Source organism: Candidatus Skiveiella danica (assembly GCF_022705245.1).
Lineage (GTDB): Bacteria > Pseudomonadota > Gammaproteobacteria > Burkholderiales > Burkholderiaceae_C > Skiveiella > Skiveiella danica.
The window spans coordinates 1-21,599 of the sequence record NZ_JAKJEW010000010.1 but is presented as its reverse complement, the minus strand read 5'-3'; the positions used below and the strand labels follow the sequence as shown (position 1 = coordinate 21,599).

Genomic DNA, 21,599 nt, shown 5'->3' with positions numbered 1-21,599 from the left:
AAGGCTTTCGAATCCCTGCGGATTTGATGCAGATCGGATTTGCGGCAATTACTGACGCGATCCCACCCCGCTTTGCAGTAGGCTCAGGGGCCACGGCTGCCCTGACGGCCACATCTGAGGAGATCCCATGAACAAGCCCCTGTCCCCGGCCGAAACGGCTCTGCGCGACGCTGCGCGCGAATACCACCGCACGCCGGTGCGCGGGAAGATTTCGGTCAACCCGACCAAACCGCTTTCCAACCAGCGCGACCTGTCGCTGGCATACTCTCCCGGCGTGGCGTATCCGTGCCTGGACATCCAGGCGGATCCTTCACTGGCCCACGAGTACACGTCGCGCGGCAATCTGGTGGGGGTGATCACTAACGGCACCGCGGTGCTGGGCCTGGGCGACATCGGCCCCCTGGCCGGCAAGCCGGTGATGGAAGGCAAAGGCTGCCTGTTCAAGAAGTTTGCGGGCATCGATGTGTTCGACATCGAACTGGCCGAGAACGACCCGGATCGCCTGATCGAGATCATTGCCGCGATGGAACCCACCCTGGGCGGCATCAACCTCGAAGACATCAAAGCGCCCGAGTGCTTCTACATCGAGCAGAAGTTGCGCGATCGCATGAACATCCCGGTGTTCCATGACGACCAGCATGGCACCGCCATCATTTCCGCCGCGGCCATGCTCAACGGACTGGAACTGGTCGGCAAGCAGATCGGCGACGTGAAGGTCGCGGTCTCCGGTGCCGGAGCCGCCGCACTGGCCTGCCTGGATGTCATGGTGGGCCTGGGCGTGAAGCGCGAGAATGTCTATGTCTGCGATTCCAAAGGTGTGGTCTACCATGGCCGCCCCGGTGGCTTCGACGATTCCAAGGCGCGCTATGCGCAGGCCACCGAGGCGCGCACGCTGGCCGATGTGGTGGACAAGTCGGACGTCTTTCTCGGCTGCTCGGCCGCCGGCGTGCTGACGCCGGAGATGGTCAAGACGATGGCCCCCAGCCCGATCATCCTGGCGCTGGCCAACCCGGAACCCGAAATCCGCCCCGAACTGGCGAAGGCCGTGCGGCCGGACTGCATCATTGCCACTGGCCGATCGGACTATCCGAACCAGGTCAACAACGTCCTGTGCTTCCCCTACATCTTCCGCGGTGCACTGGACTGCGGGGCAACCAAGATCACCGAGGCCATGAAGCTGGCCTGTGTGCGCGAGATCGCCGACCTGGCGAAGGCGGATATCAGCGAGGAAGTCGCCAATGCCTATGCCGGCCAGGATCTGGCCTTTGGCACTGACTACATCATTCCGAAACCCTTCGACTCGCGTCTGATTCTGCGCATTGCACCAGCCGTGGCCAAGGCCGCCGAAGCCTCGGGCGTCGCCGCTCGCCCGATCCGCGACATGGACGCCTACCGGCAAAGCCTCACGCGCTTCGTCTATTCCACCGGCATGCTCATGAGTCCGGTGTTCGCTGCGGCGCGGGCCGCTCCCGCTGCAACGAAGCGCGTGGCCTATGCCGAAGGGGAAGACGAGCGCGTGCTGCGCGCGGTCCAGATGGTCATCGAGGACGGCCTGGCCCGTCCGATCCTGATCGGACGCCCCGCCGTGATCCAGGCGCGCATCGCCAAGGCTGGCCTGCGGCTGCAACTCGGCAAGGATTTTGAATGCGTCAACCCTGAGGACGATCCCCGCTTCCGCCTGTATTGGGAGACCTACCACCGCCTGATGGGTCGCCATGGGGTGACACCGGACGCAGCCAAGGCCGCCGTGCGCCGCTCCACCACGACGATTGGCTCACTGATGGTCAAGCTCGCCGATGCCGATGCCCTGCTGTGCGGCCTCGTGGGTCGCTTTGACGTGCACCTGGACCACATTCGCGACATCATCGGACCGAAGCCGGGCGGCCCCGGCTTTGCCACGCTGAATGCGTTGATGCTGGAGAAACACACGTTGTTCGTGGCCGACACCTTTGTCAACGAGGACCCCAGCGCCGAGCAGCTGGCCAGCATCGCCCTGATGGCCGCCGAAGAGGTGCGCCGGTTCGGTCTGCCGCCCAAGGTGGCCTTCCTGTCGCATTCGAACTACGGCTCATCGAATCGGCCTTCGGCGCGCAAGATGCGCCAGGCGCGCGACCTTTTTGCCGCCATGGCACCCGACATCGAATGTGATGGCGAACTCCAGGGTGACGCCGCACTCTCGGGCGACATCCGGCATGCCAGCCTTTTGGACAGCAGCCTCACCGGCGAAGCCAACATCCTGATCTGCCCGAATCTGGACGCCGCGAACATCCTGTTCAATGTGCTCAAGATGACCGGCGGCCACGGTGTGACCGTCGGGCCCATCCTGCTGGGCGCGGCCGCCACGGCGCATGTCCTCACTCCCTCGGCCACCGTGCGCCGCGTGGTCAACATGACCGCGCTGGCGGTGGCCGACGTGAACGCGGTGCGGTGAAGATCCCCGCGAGGATCTGAATTCAAAAAGGCGCGCGAACGCACCTTTTTGGGGTTTATGGGGACGCGACCGCGCCCTGTTTCGGGGACAATTGAAGATGAGGAAGGGTGCAGGCGCTCTACGCTGGCACCCTTTTTGCTAAACCTTCTTCAACTACAACCAAGGCTGGAGTCCCTATGAAAAAACGCGTCTTTGTCAAAACCTTTGCAGCTTTGGCTGCCGCCGCTGCGCTGGGAAGCGCCCATGCCCAGACGACCCCCATCAAGTTCCAGCTCGACTGGCGCTTCGAGGGTCCCTCGGCATTGTTCCTGACGCCGGTGGCCAAGGGCTACTTCAAGGATGCCAAGCTGGACGTCACCGTGGACGCCGGTAACGGCTCCGGCGGGACCGTCACGCGCGTGGCCTCCGGCGCCTACGACCTCGGCTTCGCCGACCTGGCCGCGCTGATGGAGTTCCACGCCAACAACCCGGACGCCCCCAACAAGCCGGTGGCCATCATGATGGTCTACAACGACACGCCAGCTTCCGTGATGGCACTGAAAAAATCCGGCATCAAGACCCCTGCGGACCTGAACGGCAAGAAGCTGGGCGCCCCGGTGTTCGACGCCGGACGCCGCGCCTTCCCGATTTTCGCCAAGGCCAACAACGTGAGCGGCGTGCAGTGGACGTCGATGGACCCGCCCCTGCGTGAGACCATGTTGATGCGCGGCGACGTGGACGCCATCACCGGCTTCACCTTTACCTCGCTGCTGAACCTGGAGGCCCGCGGCGCCAAGGCCGAGGACGTGGTGATACTGCCGTACCCGCAATACGGGGTCAAACTTTACGGCAACGCCATCATTGCCACACCCAAGATCCTCAAGGAAAACCCGGCCGCCGTGAAAGCTTTCCTGGCCGCTATCGCCAAGGGCGCCAAGGACGTGATCGCCGATCCGGCCGCCTCCATCGCCTACGTCAAGGCCCGTGACGGCATCATCAATACCGAACTGGAGACGCGCCGTCTGAAACTGGCGATCGACACCGTCATCAACAGCCCCAACGCCCGCGCCGAGGGCTTCGGCCAGGTCAACGGCCCCCGCCTGTCGCTGATGGCGTCCCAAGTGTCTGACGCTTTCAACACCAAAACCCGGGTCAATCCGGACGCGGTCTGGAATGCCAGCTTCCTGCCGTCCAAGGCCGAGCTCGACGTGCTGCCCAAGAAATAAGATGAGTGACGCCGCCACTCCCTGGTTCGTTGATTTTTCGGACGTCTGGCTCGCCTACAACGAGGAACTGCTTCAGAAGAACCAGTTCGCGGTCGAAGCCATCGACCTGAAGGTGCGAAAGGGCGAGTTCATCGCCATCGTCGGGCCGTCGGGATGCGGCAAGTCCACCTTCATGAAACTGGCCACCGGGCTGAAGATGCCGTCGATGGGCAAGATCCGTATCGACGGCCAGCCCGTCACCGGGCCGCTCAAGATCTCGGGCATGGCGTTCCAGGCGTCTTCGCTGCTGCCGTGGCGCACGACCGTGGACAACGTGCTCTTGCCGCTGGAGATCGTCGAGCCTTATCGCAGCAACTTCAAGCAAAAGCGCAAGGAATACGAGGAGCGCGCACGCAAGCTTCTGCAAAAGGTTGGCCTGGCCGGCTACGAGGACAAGTTTCCCTGGCAGCTCTCGGGCGGCATGCAGCAGCGCGCCAGCATCTGCCGCGCGCTGATCCACGAGCCGAAGATGTTGCTGCTTGACGAGCCCTTCGGCGCGCTCGACGCCTTCACCCGCGAAGAGCTGTGGTGCATCCTGCGCGACCTCTGGACCGAGCAGCAGTTCAACGTGATCCTGGTCACGCACGACCTGCGCGAATCGGTGTTCCTGGCCGACACGGTCTACGTGATGACGAAGAGCCCGGGGCGCTTCGAGGTGCGCCGCGAGATCGACCTGCCGCGTCCGCGTGACCTGGAGATCACTTACACGCCCGAGTTCACCGACATCGTGCACGACCTGCGCGGCCACATCGGGGCGCTGCGCAAGGCTGGCGCCACCATCAATCAGTAATGCAGGGACCGCGCCATGAACATGAAACAAGTCGAACGCTGGTCGCCCTGGCTGCTGCTGGTGGCCGTGATCGCGCTGTGGCAGATCATCTGTTCGGCCTTCAACGTCTCGGAGTTCATCTTCCCGAGCCCGGCCCGCATCTGGAACCAGTTCATCGAATACCGCGGCCTCATTGCCGGCCACGCCTGGCGGACCTTCTGGGTCACGATGGTGGGCTTTGGCATCGCCATCGTCGTCGGCGTGCTGCTGGGCTTCATCATTGGCAGTTCGCGCCTGGCCTACGCGGCCGTTTACCCGCTGATGACGGGCTTCAACGCCCTGCCCAAGGCGGCCTTCGTGCCCATTCTGGTCGTCTGGTTCGGCATCGGCGTGGGCCCGGCCATCCTGACCGCCTTCCTGATCAGTTTCTTCCCGATCATGGTGAACATCGCCACCGGCCTGGCCACGCTGGAGCCCGAACTCGAGGACGTGCTGCGCGTACTCGGTGCGAAGCGCTGGGACGTGCTGGTCAAGGTGGGCCTGCCGCGCTCCATGCCGTACTTCTACGGCTCGCTCAAGGTCGCCATCACGCTGGCGTTCGTTGGCACCACGGTGTCGGAAATGACCGCGGCCAACGAAGGCATCGGCTACCTGCTGATCTCGGCGGGCTCCGCCATGCAGATGGGCCTGGCCTTTGCCGGCCTGCTGGTGGTGGGGGCCATGGCGATGGCGATGTACGAACTGTTCAGTTTCATCGAAAAGCACACCACCGCCTGGGCGCACCGCGGCTCGCAGAATCACTAGACCTGGAATGACCCTCGAACAGGTCGTCCGCCAGCTGCGCCGCGCCAACGAGGTCGCGCGCCGGGCCCTGACGCTGGGACGCCACCCGTTTGGCGCCCTGCTGGTCGCGCCCGACGGCGAGACGGTGCTGGCCGAGCAGGGCAACGTGGACACGGTGAACCACGCGGAATCGACACTGGCGCGCACGGCGGCCACCAACTTCACGCCCGACTATCTCGCGCAATGCACACTGGTCACGACCGTGGAGCCCTGCGCGATGTGCGCCGGCACGCAGTACTGGGCGAACATCGGCCGGCTGGTCTACGGCATGACCGAACGGCGCCTGCTGGACCTCACCGGCAACCACGGCGAGAACCCGACGCTGGACCTGCCCTGCCGCAGCGTGTTCGCCGCGGGGCACAAGACCATCGAAGTCATCGGCCCCGTGCCCGAGGTGGAGCCCGAAATCGCCGCGCTGCACCTGGATTTCTGGAAATCGTAGTCAAAACAGTGCCTTCCCAGCTTGGAATGGTCATTGTTTGCTATAGAAATTGAACAAGAAACCCGCTGCCACAGCACCTCAATGTCCACCTTCATCCCGCTCGACATGCCATCCCCCAGCGGCGAGGAACTCAAGGCGGCACGGCTGGCCGCCGGCTTGAGCCAGGTCCAGGCGGCCGAGCTGATGGGCTATTCTGTCCAGGCGGGCAGCCGTGGCGGGCTGCAGTCGCGCACCTGGCAGGCGATGGAAAGCCCCAGCGGCGACCGGAACATGCAGGGCCCGGTGTTCGCGATGTTCCTGCTGCTGACGGGCACCCACCCGGTTTACCAACTGATCCCGCGGCCGGCCCCGCAGGCGGACCCGCCCGAATCTCAGGCGTGAAGCTGGTTCAACTGCCGGGCAATGATGTCGTGGTTCAGCCAGAGCACCGGCCCGCTCGGGGCTGAAGACTCCAGAAACATCAGGGGCCCGGTGGCCTCGATCACCAGGGCACTGAGCAGGTCCGTGACCAGGGCCTTGTTGTCCTTGTGCATCTTCTGCACCTCGTCCGAAGTGCCGATGGTCAGGTCGGCCTGATCCGCGCTGTTGGCCATGGGCCAGGCGGCGAAGTTGCGGAAGGGCCGCATCACGTCGCTGGTGTGGAAGGCTTCCACCTTCGCCAGCATGGCGTCCACGGTGATGCCGTCGGCCAGCAGCTCGCCGCACGCCTGCCACTGCGCCTGCGCCCAGGCGCCGCCGCCCTCCTTCTTCAGCGCACTGAGCAGGCCCACCAGCGGCAGCTCGACGCCGGCGAAGATGTCGGACGAGTTGGTGCGGATCTCCGGGCAGTTGTAAACCGTGGCCTTGATGCCCTGCCCCCACGCGGCCTGCGCGATGCGCTCCAGCCGCATCTTGGCCAGACCCTGGGTGTAGTTGGTGTAGGTCTGCCAGGTGTAGGCGCCCTCGATGAGGATCTCGGTGCCGTGGTAGCCATAGGCCGAATAGCGCACCTCGCCACCCGCAGCCTGCACGCGCGCACGGATGGCCGCGCTGGCGTCGATCAGGTGCTGGAAGGTATTGGCCGACACCTCGTCGAAGTTCTTCAGGATCAGTTTGCCCAGGTCGCTGTCCAGCAGCGTCTGCGACGACATGAAACGCTCTCCGCGCCCCTTGTACACGCGGTTGGCAATGGCCAGGAAGACCTTGGCCTTCGGAATGCCACCAGCCATCGTGTGCGCAAAGAACACGTTGGCACCCGCGGGGATCATGCCGTCGAGCTGCGCCATCACCTGCGCCAGCGAATCGGTGAAGCGCTTCACGCCCACGGTGCGGCATTGCTCGATGTGCGCCCAGTCGAGCTTGTCCTCGGTCCAGGTCTTGAGCGTCAGCTTGCCCAGCATCTCGGTGGGGTTGGGCGTGCCCGGCGGTGCATCGAGGTCAAAACCGGCCATCAGTGGCACGTTGATGATCGTGCCACCCAGCGCGCTTTCAGCCTGGGCCAGTTCCTCGTCGTTCAGCGGACGCAGCGCATTGGCCTCGTCGCGCCGCCCGACGGTGATGCCGACGATGGTCATGCCAGCCTTGCGGGCTTCGTTCACCAGGCCATTGGCATAGCCCCGGCCAAACAGTTCACCAAAGAGGACGAACACGTCGCCCGGACGAAAGAGGTTTTGTTGCGGAAGGTCGCGCAAAGAGATCGGTGTGTTCATGTGCCTATTATTGCTTTGGGCGGGCCGGGCCATGCCTGATGCCTTTCCCGGCCCGGAGGCCGCGATCGAAAGAAGGGGCTCCCGGCGCACGCTTGCGCCATACCCTTGCCAATGCAAGGTTGTGTCCCTTGCCTGCTTAATGGGTCATTGAAAGTCTGCTTCGGGCAGACCCCAAGACAGTTGAGGCCTCGCCCCTCACGCCGGCCAGCGCCCCGCCTCGGAAGTTCAATCTTCCCTTTCAAGCAACTCCCTCTTCACCACCCCGCCCGCAGATTCGCGGCCAGGGCACGCGCAAGCGGCCCTTCCATTGGGCGCCCCCATGAAAGGCGCCCGGCAGCCCAAACGCGCCGCGCAACCGGTACGCCGACGGCTACCTTTCAGGAGTTTTCACTTGTCCAAGACAGACAAAGCATCACCACCCGATCCCACGCAGAACCAAATCCTTGCCGCGCTGCCGGCGAAGGATCTCGAACGGCTTCTGCCCGACCTGAAACTGGTCGACATGCCCCTGGGCTGGACCATGTCGGAGTCGGGTGATCATGTGAACTTTCTGCACTTTCCGGTCTCCGGCATCGTCTCGCTGATCTACGTGCTGGAAGACGGCTCGTCCAGCGAAATTGCGCTGGTGGGCAACGAAGGCATGGTGGGAATCTCCATCTTCATGGGCGGAGAGAGCATGCCCAGCAGCACCGAAGTGCAAAGCGCCGGCCGGGCCTACCGGCTGAGCCGCCAGATCATGAAGTGGGAGTTCGCCCTGGGTGGCCAGTTGCAGCACCTGGCCTTGCTGTACACCCAGGCGCTGATCTGCCAGACCTCCCAGACCGCGGTTTGCAACCAGCACCACACCCTGGACCAGCAGCTGTGCCGCTGGCTGCTGATGAGCGTCGATCGCCTGCATGAAGACAAACTGGAGATCACCCAGGAAATGATCGCGAACCTGCTCGGCGTGCGGCGCGAGAGCATCACCCAGGCGGCAGGTCGCCTGCAGAAAGAAGGGCTGATCTCCTACATGCGTGGCCGAATCAAGATCGAGAACCGTGCGAAGCTGGAGGCGCGGGCCTGCGAGTGCTACGAAGCGGTCAAGCTCGAATACCAGCGCCTGCTGCCCTAGCCGCACAGCGCCATGCCACTGAGGGGCTTTCCGCCACACGCGGGCGTGGAAAGGTCATGGCTTGCTCTATATTTCATCGTTCATCGCATCCTGAACTTTCGCCCTCATGACCTGGCACGCCCGTCTGCAGCTTGACTACACCGTGGAGGCCGAGCGCTGCGTGCTGCGCCACCAACACACGGGCCCGCTGCGCATCCTGCAAAGCCTCTACCCCGAGGGCGACGCGGTCTGCCACAACGTGCTGGTGCACCCACCGGGCGGGCTGGTGGGCGGCGACACGCTGGACATCACCGCCACCGTGGGCCCTGGCGCGCACGGCCTGCTCACCACGCCGGGCGCCACGCGCTTCTACCGCTCGGCCGGCGAGCGGGCGCTGCAGCGCACCGAGCTGACCCTGGCCGAGGGCGCGCGCCTGGAGTGGCTGCCGCTGGAGGCCCTGTGCTATGACGCCTGCCAGGCTGAGAACCGCCTCACGATGCACCTGGCGCCCGGCGCCGGGCTGCTCGGCTGGGACGTCACCGCGCTGGGCCTGCCCGGCGCCAGCCTGCCGTTTGCCCGCGGGCAGTTCCAGCAGCACCTCGAAGTGCCCGGCCTGTGGCTGGAGCGCGGCCTGATCGACGCCGCCGATACGCGCCTGCTCGACAGCCCGCTGGGCCTGGCCGGCCACCGCTGCCTGGCCTCGGTGTTCTTCGTCGCCGGCAGTCCTCTGGGGCGCGAGGCCCGCCAGGGCGCGCTGGACGCCGCGCGCGAAGTGATCGACGCCCATCCCCTGGCCGCCACGGCCGGCGCCACCAGCCCCAATGGCCGGGTGGTCATCGTGCGCGCGCTGGCGCCCCTGGTGGAGCCCGCCATGGACCTCATGCAGCGCGTGCGCGGGGCCTGGCGCGAGCTTTTCTGGCAACTGCCGCCGACGCGGCCGCGGATCTGGGCGATGTGAGCGCCAGCCGTGACGGCCGCCATTCAGCCCGCGCTTGCCGAAGTCGTCGTCAAGGGTGCCACCAACCCGCGCGGAACATGCAGATGGTCGGGCGCAAGGCCGCTGCGGTGGCGCTCGACCATTGCAACAAAAGCGTCTTCGAGGTGGCGGGTGAACAACCCGGTATCGAACAGGGGCATGGACAGGCGGTTGCGCGCCAGCTTGTCCTTGACGGAAGCCAGGCGCGCCGGCTGGGTGGCCAGCTCCACCGCCAGCCGCTCAAAATCGTCCTGCCGATCGGTGACGAGTTCAGGCAGTCCGACGGCATGGAGCAGGCTGGCCGCAACCCGGCTCGCAAACGACAGCCCACTGCAGGTCAGCACCGGCAGCCCGGCCCACAGCGCGTCGCTCGCCGTCGTGTGGGCGTTGTAGGGCAGCGTGTCCAGGCACAGATCGGCCAGCCGGTGCCGCGCCAGGTGCTCGGCGGCGGGCAGGCGCCGGGAAAAAACCAGCCGATCGCGCCCGATACGCCGGCGCTCGGCTTCGGCACGCAGATGCGCCGATGCGGCGGAGTTGTCCTCCAGCAGCCAGAGCACGCTGCCCTCGACTTGGCCGAGGATACGCATCCACCCGTCAAACGTCTGCGGCGTGATCTTGTAGTTGTTGTTGAAGCAGCAGAACACAAACCCGGTCTCTGGCAGGCCCATGTCGCTGCGCGTGAAGACCGTCTCCGCGATCCGGCGGCCCCCGTCGTTGACCTGGTAGCTGTCCGGCAGGTAGACGATCTTCTCGGTGTAATGGCAGCGGCTGGTCTGGGGGATCAGGCATTCGTCGGCGATCAGGTAATCCATCCACCCGGCGCCCATGGTGCCCGGATAACCCAGATAACTCACCTGCACGGGCGCGGCCCTGTGCGCGAAGATGCCCGGGCGACTGTCCTGCGTATAGCCTTTGAGATCGACTGCAATGTCCACGCCGAGCCGATGGGCCAGCTGCGCCACCTCGGCATCGGACATCGACCGCACATCGATGGACTGGTCAAACACCCTGGAAAGTCGCTCGGTCATTGCATCGTGGCGGTCCGGCCCGAAGGAGAAGGCGATCAACTCAAAGCGCGACCGATCCTGCCGCTCGAAAAAATGGACCATCAGCTGGGCCGTCGCGTGGTCGAAAAAGTCGGCTGAAAAATAGCCCAGGGTGATCCGGTCTCCGGCGGGCTTGCCGCCCGTTGCCGCTGGAAGATTGCCATCCGGCCAGCGGTCTCGGCACCAGATCTCCGCCGCCTGGCGCTGAACGGCCGGATCCGTCGTCAGTGCCAGCACGTCGAAGGGCTTCGCTGCCTTGCTCCCGCCACGAATCGCATCCATCAGGTCCGACATCTCGGACGCGTGGTCGCTCCAGTCGCAGACCCGCATGCGGGCCGCGATCTGGTTGCCCAGGGAATAGTCCAGGTTCGGGTTGAGGTCGCGGCATTTCTGAAAACACTCGGTGGCCGCCTCGAACTGCTTCATCTCGCTCAACGCGTTGCCGAGATTGCTCCAGGTCTCCGCCGAATGGGGATCGAGCGCCAGGGCCTTGCGGTAAGCGGCCTCGGCCTCATCGAACCGCCGGACATCGCTCAGCAAGTTGCCGAGATTGCTCCACCCCTCGGGCGCCGCCGGGTCACGCTCGATCGCGGTGCGGCAGGCCGCCTCGGCCTGCGGGAACCGTTTCAGTTCCCCGAGTGCAATGCCCAGGTTGCGCCAGCCGTCGGGCAGGTTCGGGTCGAGTTCCACCGACCGCTGGCAGGCCGCGTGGGCCCCGGAAAAGTCCTTCCTTGCGATCAACAGACCGCCAAGATTCGCATGGAGCGGCGCCAGGTCGGGTTGGAGTTCGATGGCCTTGCGAAAATGCGTTTCGGCCTCGTCCAGCCGCCCCTGCCGATCCCGAAGCTTCCCCAGGTTGGAAACCGCAAAGGCGTATCCAGGCGCCAGCTCGACGGACCGCAACAGGCATTTTTCCGCTTCGGGATAGGCGCCCAGATCCATCAGCTGCACGCCGATGGCGTTCTGGGCATCGGCCGACTGCAGGGTGAGCGTTCGGGCTTTTTCAAAGGCCTTGACGGCCTCAGGACGGTTTTTCAGCCCGGCACTCGCCAGACCCAGGTGGTACCAGGCCTCCGGCAAGTCCGGCGCACGCTGCAGCGCATGCCCGCACCATTCTTTCGCAGTTCCGAATTCACCACGCGCATTGGCCGCGCTGGCCGTGTTGATGTAAGAGGCAAGGAGCTGGCGGAGCATCGTAATGGCGTTGGTCTGCGGCATCGCGTCCGCGTCGATTGATGATAGCAGCCACCCCCCGGTTACCGCCTTCACCAAGGGGGCGTCCGACCGAGGACCCACGGCCGAAGGCGACTGCCACGCCCAGGCCTGCAGATGCCAGTACGGGAAGGCTTCGTCGCGCCGCAAGACAGCGCGACCGGGGAATGACCACGAAGTACTACGCGCCGCAGTCACCTCGCGCGCACTTCTGAATCAATAGCATCTCATGACCCATTGGCGATGGGAAGGCGCTAATTTGATTGGAAAATAAGGCCCTGAAGGCCCTTCGAACGCCTCTGGGGCCACCGAGGTCGGCCGCCGCCCACTCAGGCCTGCGCGCCGCCCCGCCCGTGCACCCGGATGTCGTCCAGCTCGATCCAGACCAGCGTGGGCCCCGGCAGCACGAGGTGGTCGCCGAAGCGTGGCGTGACGAGGCGGCGGGTGTAGAAGCGCAGGCCGTCCACCACGGCCGAGGCCAGGCAGCGGTTGGCCGCGGTGGCCCAGCCGCCGATCACGTCGGCGGTGTAGTCGTGGCGCAGCAGCAGCCCGGCGGCATCGACGTGAAAGGTCTGCTGCGCACTGTGCGTAGGCACCTGGGGCCCGAACGCGGCGCGCAGCATCTGCACGCCCTCGGGCCGCCCGGGCTCCACGCCGGTCACGCGCACACCGGGCAGGGCCAGCAGGAGCGGAAAGCTCAGGTAGTTCCACAGCGCGTAGCCGGCGAAGTAGAGGATGTCGAGCCGGTCCCAGCCCAGGCGCTTGGGCCAGGTGAACAGGGCCGCGCGCGGCTGGCTGCGCCGTGCGACCACCGTGCCGGCGGCATCGACCAGCTGCACCTCGTCGGGCGTCCAGAGGCCGCGCCCGCCCGGCTGGCCGAAGCCGCCCAGTTCCACGCGCGGCTCATGCGGCCAGACCGTGGCCCTCAGGCCTTTCAAGGCCGAGGCCTGGAACTTGGAGATGAAGGCCAATCCGCCGGAAGACAACCGGGCTTCAATGCGCTCCACCGCCTGCCAGCGCACGGTGCCGCCGTGGGCGTCGAACACGGCCTGCAGCCGCTCGGCGATGGCGTCAGGAGGCCCGTTCACGGCAGGCGTTGGCACGGGTGCGTTCATGGTCGGTCCCCCCAAGGGTGCTCTGGAGCGTTCATTCTGCCCCGGCCGAGCCCTCGGCCACCCACTGCAGGTAGTCCGGTGCGCCGGCCGTGATCGGCAGCATCACGATCTGCGGCAGCGCGTAGGGGTGGCGGGCGCGGATGAAGGCTTCCAGCGCCGGGTAGCGGTCGGCGCGGGTCTTGATGACCAGGCGCCATTCGGGCTCGGCGCAGGTCTCGCCCTTCCAGCGGTAGACGCTGCGGATGGGCTGCAGCTGCGCACACGCGCCCAGGCCGGCGTCCACGATCTGGCGCGCCAGGGCTTCGGCGCCGGCTTCGTCGGGCAGGGTGGTCAGCACCACGCCAAAGGGCGGCACGGTTGGGGTTGGATCGTTCATGGCGCGGCTCCGCAAGTTCTTGGGCTGGGCTTCAGCGCGGGAGCTTAAACTGGCCCATGCCTTTTGTTGAACTCGGACTCGCCCCGGCCCTGGCGCGCGCCGCCGCCGCGCTGGGCCTGCACCAGCCCACCCCCATCCAGTCGGCCGCTGTTCCGGAGGTCTTGCGCGGGCGCGATGTGCTGGGCACCGCGCAGACCGGCTCCGGCAAGACGGCGGCGTTTGTGCTGCCGTTGCTGCAGCAACTCGGCGACGAGCCGCCCCAGACGCCCCGACGCACCCGCGTGCTGGTGCTGGTGCCCACGCGCGAGCTGGCCACGCAGGTGGGCGAGACGGTGCGCGCACTGGTGCCCGCGCTGCCGCGGAGGCTGAAGGCGGCGATTGTTTTCGGCGGGATGTCGATCAACCCGCAGATGCTGCACCTGCGCGGCGGCGCGGAGATCGTGGTCGCCACGCCGGGGCGCCTGCTGGACCTGATCGACCAGCACGCGATCCGCCTGGATGCAGTGGCCACGCTGGTGCTTGACGAGGCCGACCGGCTTCTGGACCTGGGCTTTGCAGAGGAGCTGGCGCGCATCCTGGCGCTGCTGCCGGCGCGCCGGCAGAACCTGTTCTTCTCGGCCACCTTTGCGCCGGCGGTGCAGGCCCTGGCCGGCCAGCTGCTGCGCGAGCCGGTGCGCATCGCCATCGCCGCCGAGCCGGCGGACCGCCCCGACATCACCCAGCGCGCCATCGCGGTGGACGCGCCCCGACGCACCCAGCTGCTGCGCCACCTGATCACGCAGCACGGCTGGGAGCGCGCGCTGGTGTTCGTGGCCACCAAGTACGCCGCCGAACAGGTGGCCGACAAGCTGCGCCGCGCGGGCCTGAGCGCCGAGCCCTTCCACGGCCTGCTGAGCCAGGGCAAGCGCAACCAGGTGCTGGCCGATTTCAAGGCGCGGCGCGTGCAGGTGGTGGTCTCCACCGACCTGGCCGGCCGGGGCATCGACATCGCGCAGCTGCCGGTGGTGGTGAACTTCGACCTCCCACGCTCCCCCATCGACCACGTGCACCGCATCGGCCGCACCGGGCGTGCCGGTGAGAGCGGGCTGGCGGTCAGCTTCGTCAGCCCGGCGCAGGAGGCGCACTTCCGCCTGATCGAAAAGCGCCAGGGCATCCCGGTGCCGCGTGAGGTGATCGCCGGTTTCGAGCCCCAGGCTTCAGCGTCCGAGGCCACGCCCACCGGATCGACAACACCCGCCGCGCCAACTGGTGGCATCAAGGGCCGGCGCCCCAGCAAGAAAGACAAGCTGCGCGCCGCCGCCGCAGCCGCGCAGCAGGAGAAACCGCCATGACCCCGCCCCACCCCCTGGCCGAGACCGTGCAGGTGCTGGCCTTCGACATCTTCGGCACCGTGGTGGACTGGCACGGCAGCATCTGCCGCGAGGTGCAGGCGCTGCACCCCGGCGTGGACGGCGATGCCTTTGCCCGCGCCTGGCGCGCCGGCTACCAGCCCGCCATGGCGCGCGTGCGTTCCGGCGAGCTGGGCTGGACGCTCATCGACGACCTGCACCGGCTGATCCTGGACGACATCCTGCCGCGTTTCGGACTGGCGCATCTGGACGACGCCCAGCGCCGACACCTGAACCGCGTCTGGCACCGGCTGGACGCCTGGCCCGACAGCGTCGAAGGCCTCACGCGGCTGAAGCGCCGTTTCACGATCACCACGCTGTCCAACGGCAACATCGGCCTGCTGACCGACATGGCCAAGCGCGCCGGCCTGCCCTGGGACTGCATTCTGAGCGCCGAGGTGTTCCGCGCCTACAAGCCCGACCCGGCCACCTACCTGGGCGTGGCCCGGGTGTTCGATCTGCGGCCCGAGCAGGTGATGCTGGTGGCCGCGCACCACGACGACCTGGAAGGCGCCCGCGGGTGCGGCCTGCGCAGCGCCTACATTGAGCGCCCGCTGGAATTCGGCGCCGCGCACGTCAAGGACGTCTCGCCCCAACCCGGAAACCACCTGCACGCGGCGAGCCTGACAGCGCTGGCAGACCAGCTGGGCTGCTGAAGCTGCCTCGCAGCGGCCCGCACGGCGCCCAGACGGCTTTCCCAGAGTCACTATTGAATCAAAATGGCACCATCCCAGCGTGGAATGGTGATTGTCTGCTATCGAACTTGATAACTATCCGGTGAGCGCCTGCCCCGGTGCCAGGGCCTCGCGCGGTGCGGCCCGCCCGTAGTCCGGGTCCAGCGTGCCCATCCAGCGGTCCCAGAACAGGAAGTACAGCCCGTAGTTGAAACGCCCCCGCCCGTGGTGCGCCGCGTGCGCGGTGGAGGTATTGATCCAGCGCCCCAGCCAATGCGACGCCATGCCACGTGGCCAGAACTCGCGTCCGCAGTGGCCGTACACGTTGTAGGCGGTGGAGATCGTCTGGAAGATCACAAAGGCCAGCGGATGCACCGGCACCAGGTAGATGATGGCGGTGACGATCAGCGCCTCGCCCACCGCCTCCAGCGGGTGAAAGCTGTAGGCCGCAAAGGACGTGGGGTGGATGGAGCGGTGGTGCACCCGGTGCATCGGCCCGAACAGCACCGGCCAATGCATGGCGCGGTGCAGCCAGTAAAACAGGGTGTCGTGCAGCACTAGCATCACCGCAATGCTGAGCCAGAACCACCAGGTGGGGTAGTCCGCCACGCGGTAGTACAGCCGGCTGGCGTGGATGAAGCCCCAGCCATACAGGGCCGCGTTGACCAGCCCGAACACCGCCAGCGTGAGCAGCGAATAACCCAGCTCGCGCCGCAGGTGGCGGCGCACGTCGAAGGTGGCCGGGGCGTTGGCATGGGGCCGGCCCCAGCCGCCAGCGGCCGTCGGGCGCGCCACCCGCCAGGCCAGCCCCGCCATCGCGAGGTAGCGCACGCCGTAGAAGGCGATGGCCCACAGCGCCGGCGCCAGCACCGCGTGCGGGGGCGCCAGCCGGTGCAGCAGGTCCATGGTCGTGCAGCGGGCGAGCGGCAGTAGGCGTCAGGCGGGGCTGGCGCAGCCCGCGGGCTTGTAGACCCGCTCGGTGGAGGCCGGGTTGGCCGCCAGCTTGGACGCCGGCCGGCGCGGGCGGGCCAGCAGCTCGCCGCCGCAGTTGGGGCAGGCACCGTGCAGCACAGTGTCGGCGCAGGTCGCGCAGAAGGTGCATTCGAACGAGCAGATGCGGGCCTCGGTCGAGTCCGGCGGCAGGAGCTTGTCGCAGCATTCGCAGCTGGGGCGCAGTTGGAGCATGGCGGGCTTTCAAATTGGGGCTTTCGCGGTTTTATACCAGCACGCAGCGGCGCCAGGACTGCGCACCGGCGGCTCGGAAGGCCCTCAGGGCGCCTCCATGCCTTTGTCCTTCAGCACCGTCTTCGCGCGTTCTCCGGCCAGCAGTTCCAGAAAGGCTCTTGCGGCCGGCAGATCGGCCGAGGTGGCCGCCAGGCCGCCCGCGTACACGGTGTAGTTCTGGACCACGGCCGGGATGGGGCCGACCAGCGTGACGCCCGGCACCGCCAGAATCTCGCTGATCTGGTGCAAGGCGAGGTCGGCCTCGCCGCTGACCAGGCGCTGCGCGACCAGACCGCCGGGTACCAGCACCGCCTTGGGCGCGATCTGCGCCGCGATGCCCATGCGCTGGAACAGCTGGGTCAGGTAGATGCCGCTGGAGCCGCCCGCCGCAGGGTCGATATACGCCACGGCCCGCGCCGCCAGCAAGGCTTGGCGAAAGTCCGACTCGCTCCCGATCGCAGGCAGCGGCGCACCCTGCTTCACCGCCACGCCGATGGCCACCCGCGCCAGCCGCACGGACGAGCCGCGTGCCACCCGCCCGGCCTGCTCCAGCAGTTCCATTGCTGCCGGCGTCAACACCACGACATCGAAAGCTTCGCCGTTGCCAATGCGCCGCGCCAGCGCGCCGGCCGTGTCGTTCTCGATGCGCACCGTGTGCCCGGTCTGACCCTCGAACACTGGCGCCAACGCCGCCACGACGGGCTTGAAGGCCCCCGCGGTCAGCACCTTGAGCTCGGCCGCACCGGCAGCGTCTGCGCCCGCGCAGGCCGCCGCCACAACGATCAGGCCATGAAGGATTCGTCGAATGGGCATGGGTGCCTCGCTTCCTTGGATTTCGTTGGCCGCATGGTAGGCGCAATCCGCGGCGCGCTGGCGCGGCCCCTCGCTGGACTTGCACTACAGTGCGCACAGAACCTACAGCATGGAGACATCGATGCGCAGATGCAATGGCCGGTGCCCTGCGGCCGCGTCGCCGCTCGCCGGCGCCATTAACCGGCCCACGCACCGGACAGCCTGGGAGCGCACCGCACCATGACCGTCCCCTGCATCCTGGCCATCGACAACGGCACCCAGAGCGTGCGCGCCCTGCTGTTCGACCTGGACGGCCACCTGCTGGACAAAGCCCAGGTCGCCATCGACACCTACCAGTCGCCGCAGCCGGGCTGGCTGGAAAACGACCCCGAGGCCTTCTGGCGCAGCCTGTGCGAGGCCTGCCAGCTGCTGTGGGCCCACACCCGGGTGCCAAAAGAAGCCGTCCGTGGCGTGGTCATCACCACCCAGCGCGGCACCACCGTCGCACTGGATGCCGACGGCCAGCCCTTGCGCCCGGCCATGATCTGGCTCGACCAGCGACGGGCCACGGCGATCCCGCCGCTGCGCTGGTGGTGGGACGCGGCACTGCGCGCCATCGGCATGCGCAACACGGTGCGCTTCTTCCAGAAAGAGGCCGAAGCCAACTGGATCGCGCAGCACCAGCCTGAACTCTGGGCCCGAACCGCCCATTACCTGCTGCTGTCGGGCTACCTGAACTACCGCTTCACCGGCCGCTTCGTGGACTCGGTGGCGTCGCAGGTGGGCTATGTGCCCTTCGACTACCGCCGGGGCCGCTGGGCCTCGCCCTGGGACTGGAAGTGGCAGGCCCTGCCGATCCGCCGCAGCATGCTGCCCGAGCTGGTGCCGGCCGGCACGGTGATCGGCGAGGTGGACGCGCGTGTGGCGCAGGACACCGGCATTCCGCAGGGCCTGCCGGTGATCGCGGGCGCGGCCGACAAGGCCTGCGAGGTGATCGGCGCGGGCTGCCTGACGCCGGAAATCGCCTGCCTGTCCTACGGCACGACGGCCACCATCAACACCACCACGCCCCGCTATGTCGAGGCGACCCGCTTCGTGCCGCCCTACCCCTCGGCGGTGCCGGGCCACTACAACACCGAAATCCAGATCACGCGCGGCTTCTGGATGGTGAGCTGGTTCAAGGAGCAGTTCGGCCTGTTCGAGCGGCAACTGGCGCTGCAGCGCGGCGTGGCGCCGGAGACGCTGTTCGACGAGCTGGTGAACGCGGTGCCGCCGGGCTCGCTGGGCCTGATGCTGCAGCCGTTCTGGAACCCCGGCATCAAGGTGCCCGGCCCCGAGGCCAAGGGCGCGATCATCGGCTTTGGCGACGTGCACAACCGCGCGCACCTGTACCGCGCGATCCTGGAGGGGCTGGCCTACGCGCTGCGCGAGGCCCGCGAGCGCATCGAGCGCCGTAGCGGCCGGCGCATCACTCGGCTGCGCGTGTCGGGGGGCGGCTCGCAGAGCGACGCGGCGATGCAGATCACCGCCAACATCTTCAACCTGCCGTGCGAGCGCCCGCACCTGTACGAGACCAGCGGCCTGGGTGCCGCCATGCTGGCCGCCGTGAGCCTGAAGCTCCACCCCGATTTCGCCACCGCAGTGGCCCGGATGACACGCATCGGCGCGGTGTTTGAGCCGCAGCCCGAGCATGCCCGCACCTACGACCGGCTGTACCGGCGCGTCTATTGCCGCATGTACCGGCGCCTGCAGCCGCTGTACCGCGACATCCAGGTCATCACCGGCTATCCGGCCCGCCTGGCCGACGATACGCCGTGAAGCGCTCCGGCCTGGAGCCGGGCCGAATCAGCCATCACGCTCGGGCGTGACCGCGCGGGCGCTAGATATAGGCCACTCGGGCCTGACGCACGTCGATCTTGCCCTGGACCAGCTTTTCCAGTGCGTCGTGGCGCAGGCTGCGCATGCCCGAAGCGATGGCCGCCTCAAACAGCTCGCTCGGTCGTGCATGGCGTTGGATGAGTTCGCGGATGGCCGGGTTGTTTTCGAAAATCTCGTAGATCCCCATGCGGCCCTTGTAACCCTTGCCGCTGCATTTCTCGCATCCGGTGGCGGTGTGCACGAGGACCTGCTCGGGCGATTCGATCCCCGCTGCCGCAAGCAGGCGGCGTTGCCCTTCGGCCGGAGTCAGGCTGGAGCGATCGATGTATTCGGCAAGCAGGCGGTCGAATTGCCCGGGGCCCAGACGGTGCGGCGTCGCGCAGTGCGGACACAGTGCACGCACCAGTCGCTGCGCCACGATGCCGACCAGCGAGTCGGCGAAATTCATCGGATCCATGCCCAGGTCCAGCAGCCGCACCACGCTTTCCGAGGCGCTGTTGGTGTGCAGCGTGGACAGCACGAGGTGGCCGGTCAGGGACGCCTCGATCGCGATCTTGGCCGTCTCGGGGTCGCGGATTTCGCCGATCATGATGATGTCCGGGTCGGCGCGCAGAAATCCGCGCATGGCGGCGGCGAAGGTCACCCCGATCTTGGGATTCACCTGCACCTGGCGCAGGCCAGGTTGTGTGATCTCGATCGGGTCCTCGGCCGTCCAGATCTTGCGCTCGCCGGTGTTGACCTCGGCCAACATGGAATGCAGCGTGGTGGTCTTGCCGGAGCCGGTCGGCCCGGCGGCCAGGATCAGGCCGAACGAATGGCCCGACAGGCGCTTGAACGTGTCTTCGTCACGCGGCTGCAGACCCAGCTTGACCAGTGGAATGGGCTTGGTCGTGGCCAGCAGGCGCAATACCACATCTTCCAGTCCGTCGTGGGTGGGCATGACGGCGACGCGCAGCTCCAGCTTGGGCCCGCCAAACTCGGCAAAGTTGATCTTGCCGTCCTGCGGTCGGCGCCGCTCCGCGATATCCAGCCGCGACATGATCTTGATGCGCGACACCAGCGGCGCCCGCAACCTCGCCGGCAGGCGCAGATAGGGTTCAAGGTCGCCGTCGCGGCGAAAACGGATCAGGGTGATCTGCTCGCCCGGGTTGGTCTCGATGTGAATGTCGGAAGCGTCCAGGGCCAGCGCGTCGTCGATCATCTTCTTGACCATGCGCACCATGCCCGAGGTTTCACTCGCCGAGGCGGCCTCTTCGTGCTCCTGGCCCTCCGACATCTCGATCAGCGCCTGCGACACCAGCGTCTCGATATCTGCCCCGTGCGCCTTGGCTGAGGCGCCGGCGCCCACGGGATGCGCTGGCATGGCCAGCGGCGGCAATGAACGGCCCCCAGCGGCACCGACGCTTTCCTGAAGGTCGAGCCGGGCCTGGATGGACGCGCGGCTGGCCCAGACCAGAGTGACGCTGCGCCCGGTCAGTTCGCACAGGTGCCGGCGCACCTCCTCGTCCGTCGGCGTGCAAGAGGCCACGAAGAAGCGGTCCTCGGCCATGCCCAACGGCACCACGCCGTTCAGTCGGGCGTCGCGCACCCGCAGGGCCTGGAACGCCTCGGGCAATATGGCAAACCGCACCGTGTCCACCTCGGGGATGCCCGCCATGCGGGCCAGCGCATGCTCAAGGTCATCGGACGTGAGCAGCATGCGCCGCACCAGCTCGGCCGACTGGCTGCGCAGATAGTCCGGGTTTTCCGCCTGGATCCGATCCAGGGTCGCGGCATCGACATAGCCCATCTGTTCGAGCGCCTGGCGCAGGCTGATGACGGGCTGATGGCGCTGCAGTTCCCGAACGGCCAGCAGCTGCGCCAGGGACTGCACCGGCAGCGGCTCCGAAGAGGCGCTGGCCGGAAAACCCGAAAGCGTGACTTCTGACAGTTGCATGGAAAAACCCTTCTGTTTCTGCCCTCGCCGCGCTGTTTATGTGGCCTTCAGTCGCAGGAGCACCCACTTTGAAACATCATGTTACGTGCGTTGGGACGAATTCAACTGACCTGCATCAATTTCCCGGTCATTGGAGAGGTCCCTCCAGAAGGCGAAAAGGCCGCCCACCAGGCGATGGTGGACGGCCTGTGCCCGAACCGGCCGGGCGATGGGGCGGCTCGATCAGAGCAGCGGCACGCCGGTCTTGCTCTGCAGCTCCTCGTCGGTCACGCCGGGCGCCATCTCCACCACTTTCAGGCCGTGCGGGGTGATGTCCATCACGGCCAGGTCGGTGATGATGCGGTCCACCACGCCCACGCCGGTCAGCGGCAGGGTGCATTTGGGCAGGATCTTCAGGTCGAAGCCGCCGTCCTTCTTCTTCGCCACGTGTTCCATCAGGACCACCACGCTTTTCACGCCGCCCACAAGGTCCATC

General features: G+C 67.0%; 20 protein-coding genes. 11 read left to right on the top strand and 9 right to left on the bottom strand.

Features of this window, described 5'->3' with window-relative positions:
* Window positions 1-127: 127 nt before the first annotated feature.
* The 6 genes from ACMUOY_RS07575 to ACMUOY_RS07550 all read left to right on the top strand — a co-directional run bounded on the left by ACMUOY_RS07575 (window position 128) and on the right by ACMUOY_RS07550 (window position 6,110).
* Window positions 128-2,431 carry an NADP-dependent malic enzyme gene (locus ACMUOY_RS07575; RefSeq protein ID WP_413892094.1) on the top strand — a complete coding sequence of 768 codons (2,304 nt, stop codon included), beginning with the start codon at window positions 128-130 and terminating at the stop codon, window positions 2,429-2,431.
* Between the two features lie 176 nt (window positions 2,432-2,607).
* Complete coding sequence (locus ACMUOY_RS07570; RefSeq protein WP_413892093.1) at window positions 2,608-3,636, top strand: ABC transporter substrate-binding protein; 1,029 nt, start codon at window positions 2,608-2,610, stop codon at window positions 3,634-3,636.
* A gap of 1 nt (window position 3,637) precedes the next feature.
* Entirely contained in the window at window positions 3,638-4,465 is an 828-nt protein-coding gene (locus ACMUOY_RS07565; protein WP_413892092.1) for an ABC transporter ATP-binding protein, read from the top strand.
* A gap of 15 nt (window positions 4,466-4,480) precedes the next feature.
* Window positions 4,481-5,248 (top strand): ABC transporter permease, encoded by a 768-nt coding sequence (locus tag ACMUOY_RS07560; RefSeq protein ID WP_413892091.1) that lies wholly within the window; start codon window positions 4,481-4,483, stop codon window positions 5,246-5,248.
* A gap of 7 nt (window positions 5,249-5,255) precedes the next feature.
* Entirely contained in the window at window positions 5,256-5,729 is a 474-nt protein-coding gene (locus ACMUOY_RS07555) for a nucleoside deaminase (RefSeq protein WP_413892090.1), read from the top strand.
* Between the two features lie 81 nt (window positions 5,730-5,810).
* Window positions 5,811-6,110, top strand: a complete 300-nt coding sequence (locus ACMUOY_RS07550; RefSeq protein WP_413892089.1) for a helix-turn-helix domain-containing protein — start codon at window positions 5,811-5,813, stop codon at window positions 6,108-6,110.
* Here the strand turns inward: ACMUOY_RS07550 and ACMUOY_RS07545 are convergent.
* A complete protein-coding gene (locus ACMUOY_RS07545) occupies window positions 6,101-7,417 on the bottom strand; it encodes an enoyl-acyl carrier protein reductase FabMG (RefSeq protein ID WP_413892088.1) in 1,317 nt (438 codons plus the stop codon). The genes ACMUOY_RS07550 and ACMUOY_RS07545 overlap by 10 nt on opposite strands.
* Before the next feature lie 391 nt (window positions 7,418-7,808).
* Here ACMUOY_RS07545 and ACMUOY_RS07540 point away from each other — a divergent pair, with 391 nt between their 5' ends.
* Together ACMUOY_RS07540 and ACMUOY_RS07535 are read left to right on the top strand one after the other, a co-directional pair.
* Complete coding sequence (locus ACMUOY_RS07540; protein ID WP_413892087.1) at window positions 7,809-8,528, top strand: Crp/Fnr family transcriptional regulator; 720 nt, start codon at window positions 7,809-7,811, stop codon at window positions 8,526-8,528.
* Between the two features lie 106 nt (window positions 8,529-8,634).
* Window positions 8,635-9,465: an urease accessory protein UreD gene (locus ACMUOY_RS07535; RefSeq protein ID WP_413892086.1), complete on the top strand. Its 831-nt coding sequence runs from the start codon at window positions 8,635-8,637 to the stop codon at window positions 9,463-9,465.
* Window positions 9,466-9,488: 23 nt separating this feature from the next.
* Here ACMUOY_RS07535 and ACMUOY_RS07530 read toward each other — a convergent pair whose 3' ends face one another.
* The 3 genes from ACMUOY_RS07530 to cutA all read right to left on the bottom strand — a co-directional run bounded on the left by ACMUOY_RS07530 (window position 9,489) and on the right by cutA (window position 13,232).
* Complete coding sequence (locus ACMUOY_RS07530) at window positions 9,489-11,747, bottom strand: tetratricopeptide repeat protein (protein ID WP_413892085.1); 2,259 nt, start codon at window positions 11,745-11,747, stop codon at window positions 9,489-9,491.
* A 323-nt stretch (window positions 11,748-12,070) separates the two neighbouring features.
* Window positions 12,071-12,856 carry a hypothetical protein gene (locus ACMUOY_RS07525; protein WP_413892084.1) on the bottom strand — a complete coding sequence of 262 codons (786 nt, stop codon included), beginning with the start codon at window positions 12,854-12,856 and terminating at the stop codon, window positions 12,071-12,073.
* A 31-nt stretch (window positions 12,857-12,887) separates the two neighbouring features.
* Window positions 12,888-13,232: a divalent-cation tolerance protein CutA gene (gene cutA / locus ACMUOY_RS07520; protein WP_413892083.1), complete on the bottom strand. Its 345-nt coding sequence runs from the start codon at window positions 13,230-13,232 to the stop codon at window positions 12,888-12,890.
* Window positions 13,233-13,288: 56 nt separating this feature from the next.
* Here cutA and ACMUOY_RS07515 point away from each other — a divergent pair, with 56 nt between their 5' ends.
* Window positions 13,289-14,563: a DEAD/DEAH box helicase gene (locus tag ACMUOY_RS07515; RefSeq protein WP_413892082.1), complete on the top strand. Its 1,275-nt coding sequence runs from the start codon at window positions 13,289-13,291 to the stop codon at window positions 14,561-14,563.
* Window positions 14,560-15,276: a haloacid dehalogenase type II gene (locus ACMUOY_RS07510; protein ID WP_413892081.1), complete on the top strand. Its 717-nt coding sequence runs from the start codon at window positions 14,560-14,562 to the stop codon at window positions 15,274-15,276. Before ACMUOY_RS07515 ends, ACMUOY_RS07510 begins: the two co-directional genes overlap by 4 nt.
* A gap of 114 nt (window positions 15,277-15,390) precedes the next feature.
* Here the strand turns inward: ACMUOY_RS07510 and ACMUOY_RS07505 are convergent, their stop codons facing one another.
* The 3 genes from ACMUOY_RS07505 to ACMUOY_RS07495 form a co-directional block, all read right to left on the bottom strand.
* Complete coding sequence (locus tag ACMUOY_RS07505) at window positions 15,391-16,200, bottom strand: sterol desaturase family protein (RefSeq protein ID WP_413892080.1); 810 nt, start codon at window positions 16,198-16,200, stop codon at window positions 15,391-15,393.
* A gap of 30 nt (window positions 16,201-16,230) precedes the next feature.
* The gene (locus ACMUOY_RS07500) at window positions 16,231-16,479 is read right to left on the bottom strand and encodes a DUF1272 domain-containing protein (protein WP_413892079.1); all 249 of its coding nucleotides are present in this window, start codon (window positions 16,477-16,479) and stop codon (window positions 16,231-16,233) included.
* A gap of 84 nt (window positions 16,480-16,563) precedes the next feature.
* The gene (locus tag ACMUOY_RS07495; RefSeq protein WP_413892078.1) at window positions 16,564-17,331 is read right to left on the bottom strand and encodes a molybdate ABC transporter substrate-binding protein; all 768 of its coding nucleotides are present in this window, start codon (window positions 17,329-17,331) and stop codon (window positions 16,564-16,566) included.
* A gap of 219 nt (window positions 17,332-17,550) precedes the next feature.
* Between ACMUOY_RS07495 and ACMUOY_RS07490 the strand changes: the two genes are divergently transcribed.
* On the top strand, window positions 17,551-19,128 hold the full coding sequence (locus ACMUOY_RS07490) for an FGGY-family carbohydrate kinase (protein WP_413892077.1): 1,578 nt from the start codon (window positions 17,551-17,553) through the stop codon (window positions 19,126-19,128).
* Window positions 19,129-19,189: 61 nt separating this feature from the next.
* On the opposite strand, the gene ACMUOY_RS07485 is transcribed toward ACMUOY_RS07490, so the two are convergent.
* Complete coding sequence (locus ACMUOY_RS07485) at window positions 19,190-21,124, bottom strand: GspE/PulE family protein (protein ID WP_413892076.1); 1,935 nt, start codon at window positions 21,122-21,124, stop codon at window positions 19,190-19,192.
* A gap of 222 nt (window positions 21,125-21,346) precedes the next feature.
* Window positions 21,347-21,599, bottom strand: a 253-nt coding sequence (locus ACMUOY_RS07480) for a CoA-transferase (protein ID WP_413892075.1), incomplete at its 5' end; no start/stop codon positions are given.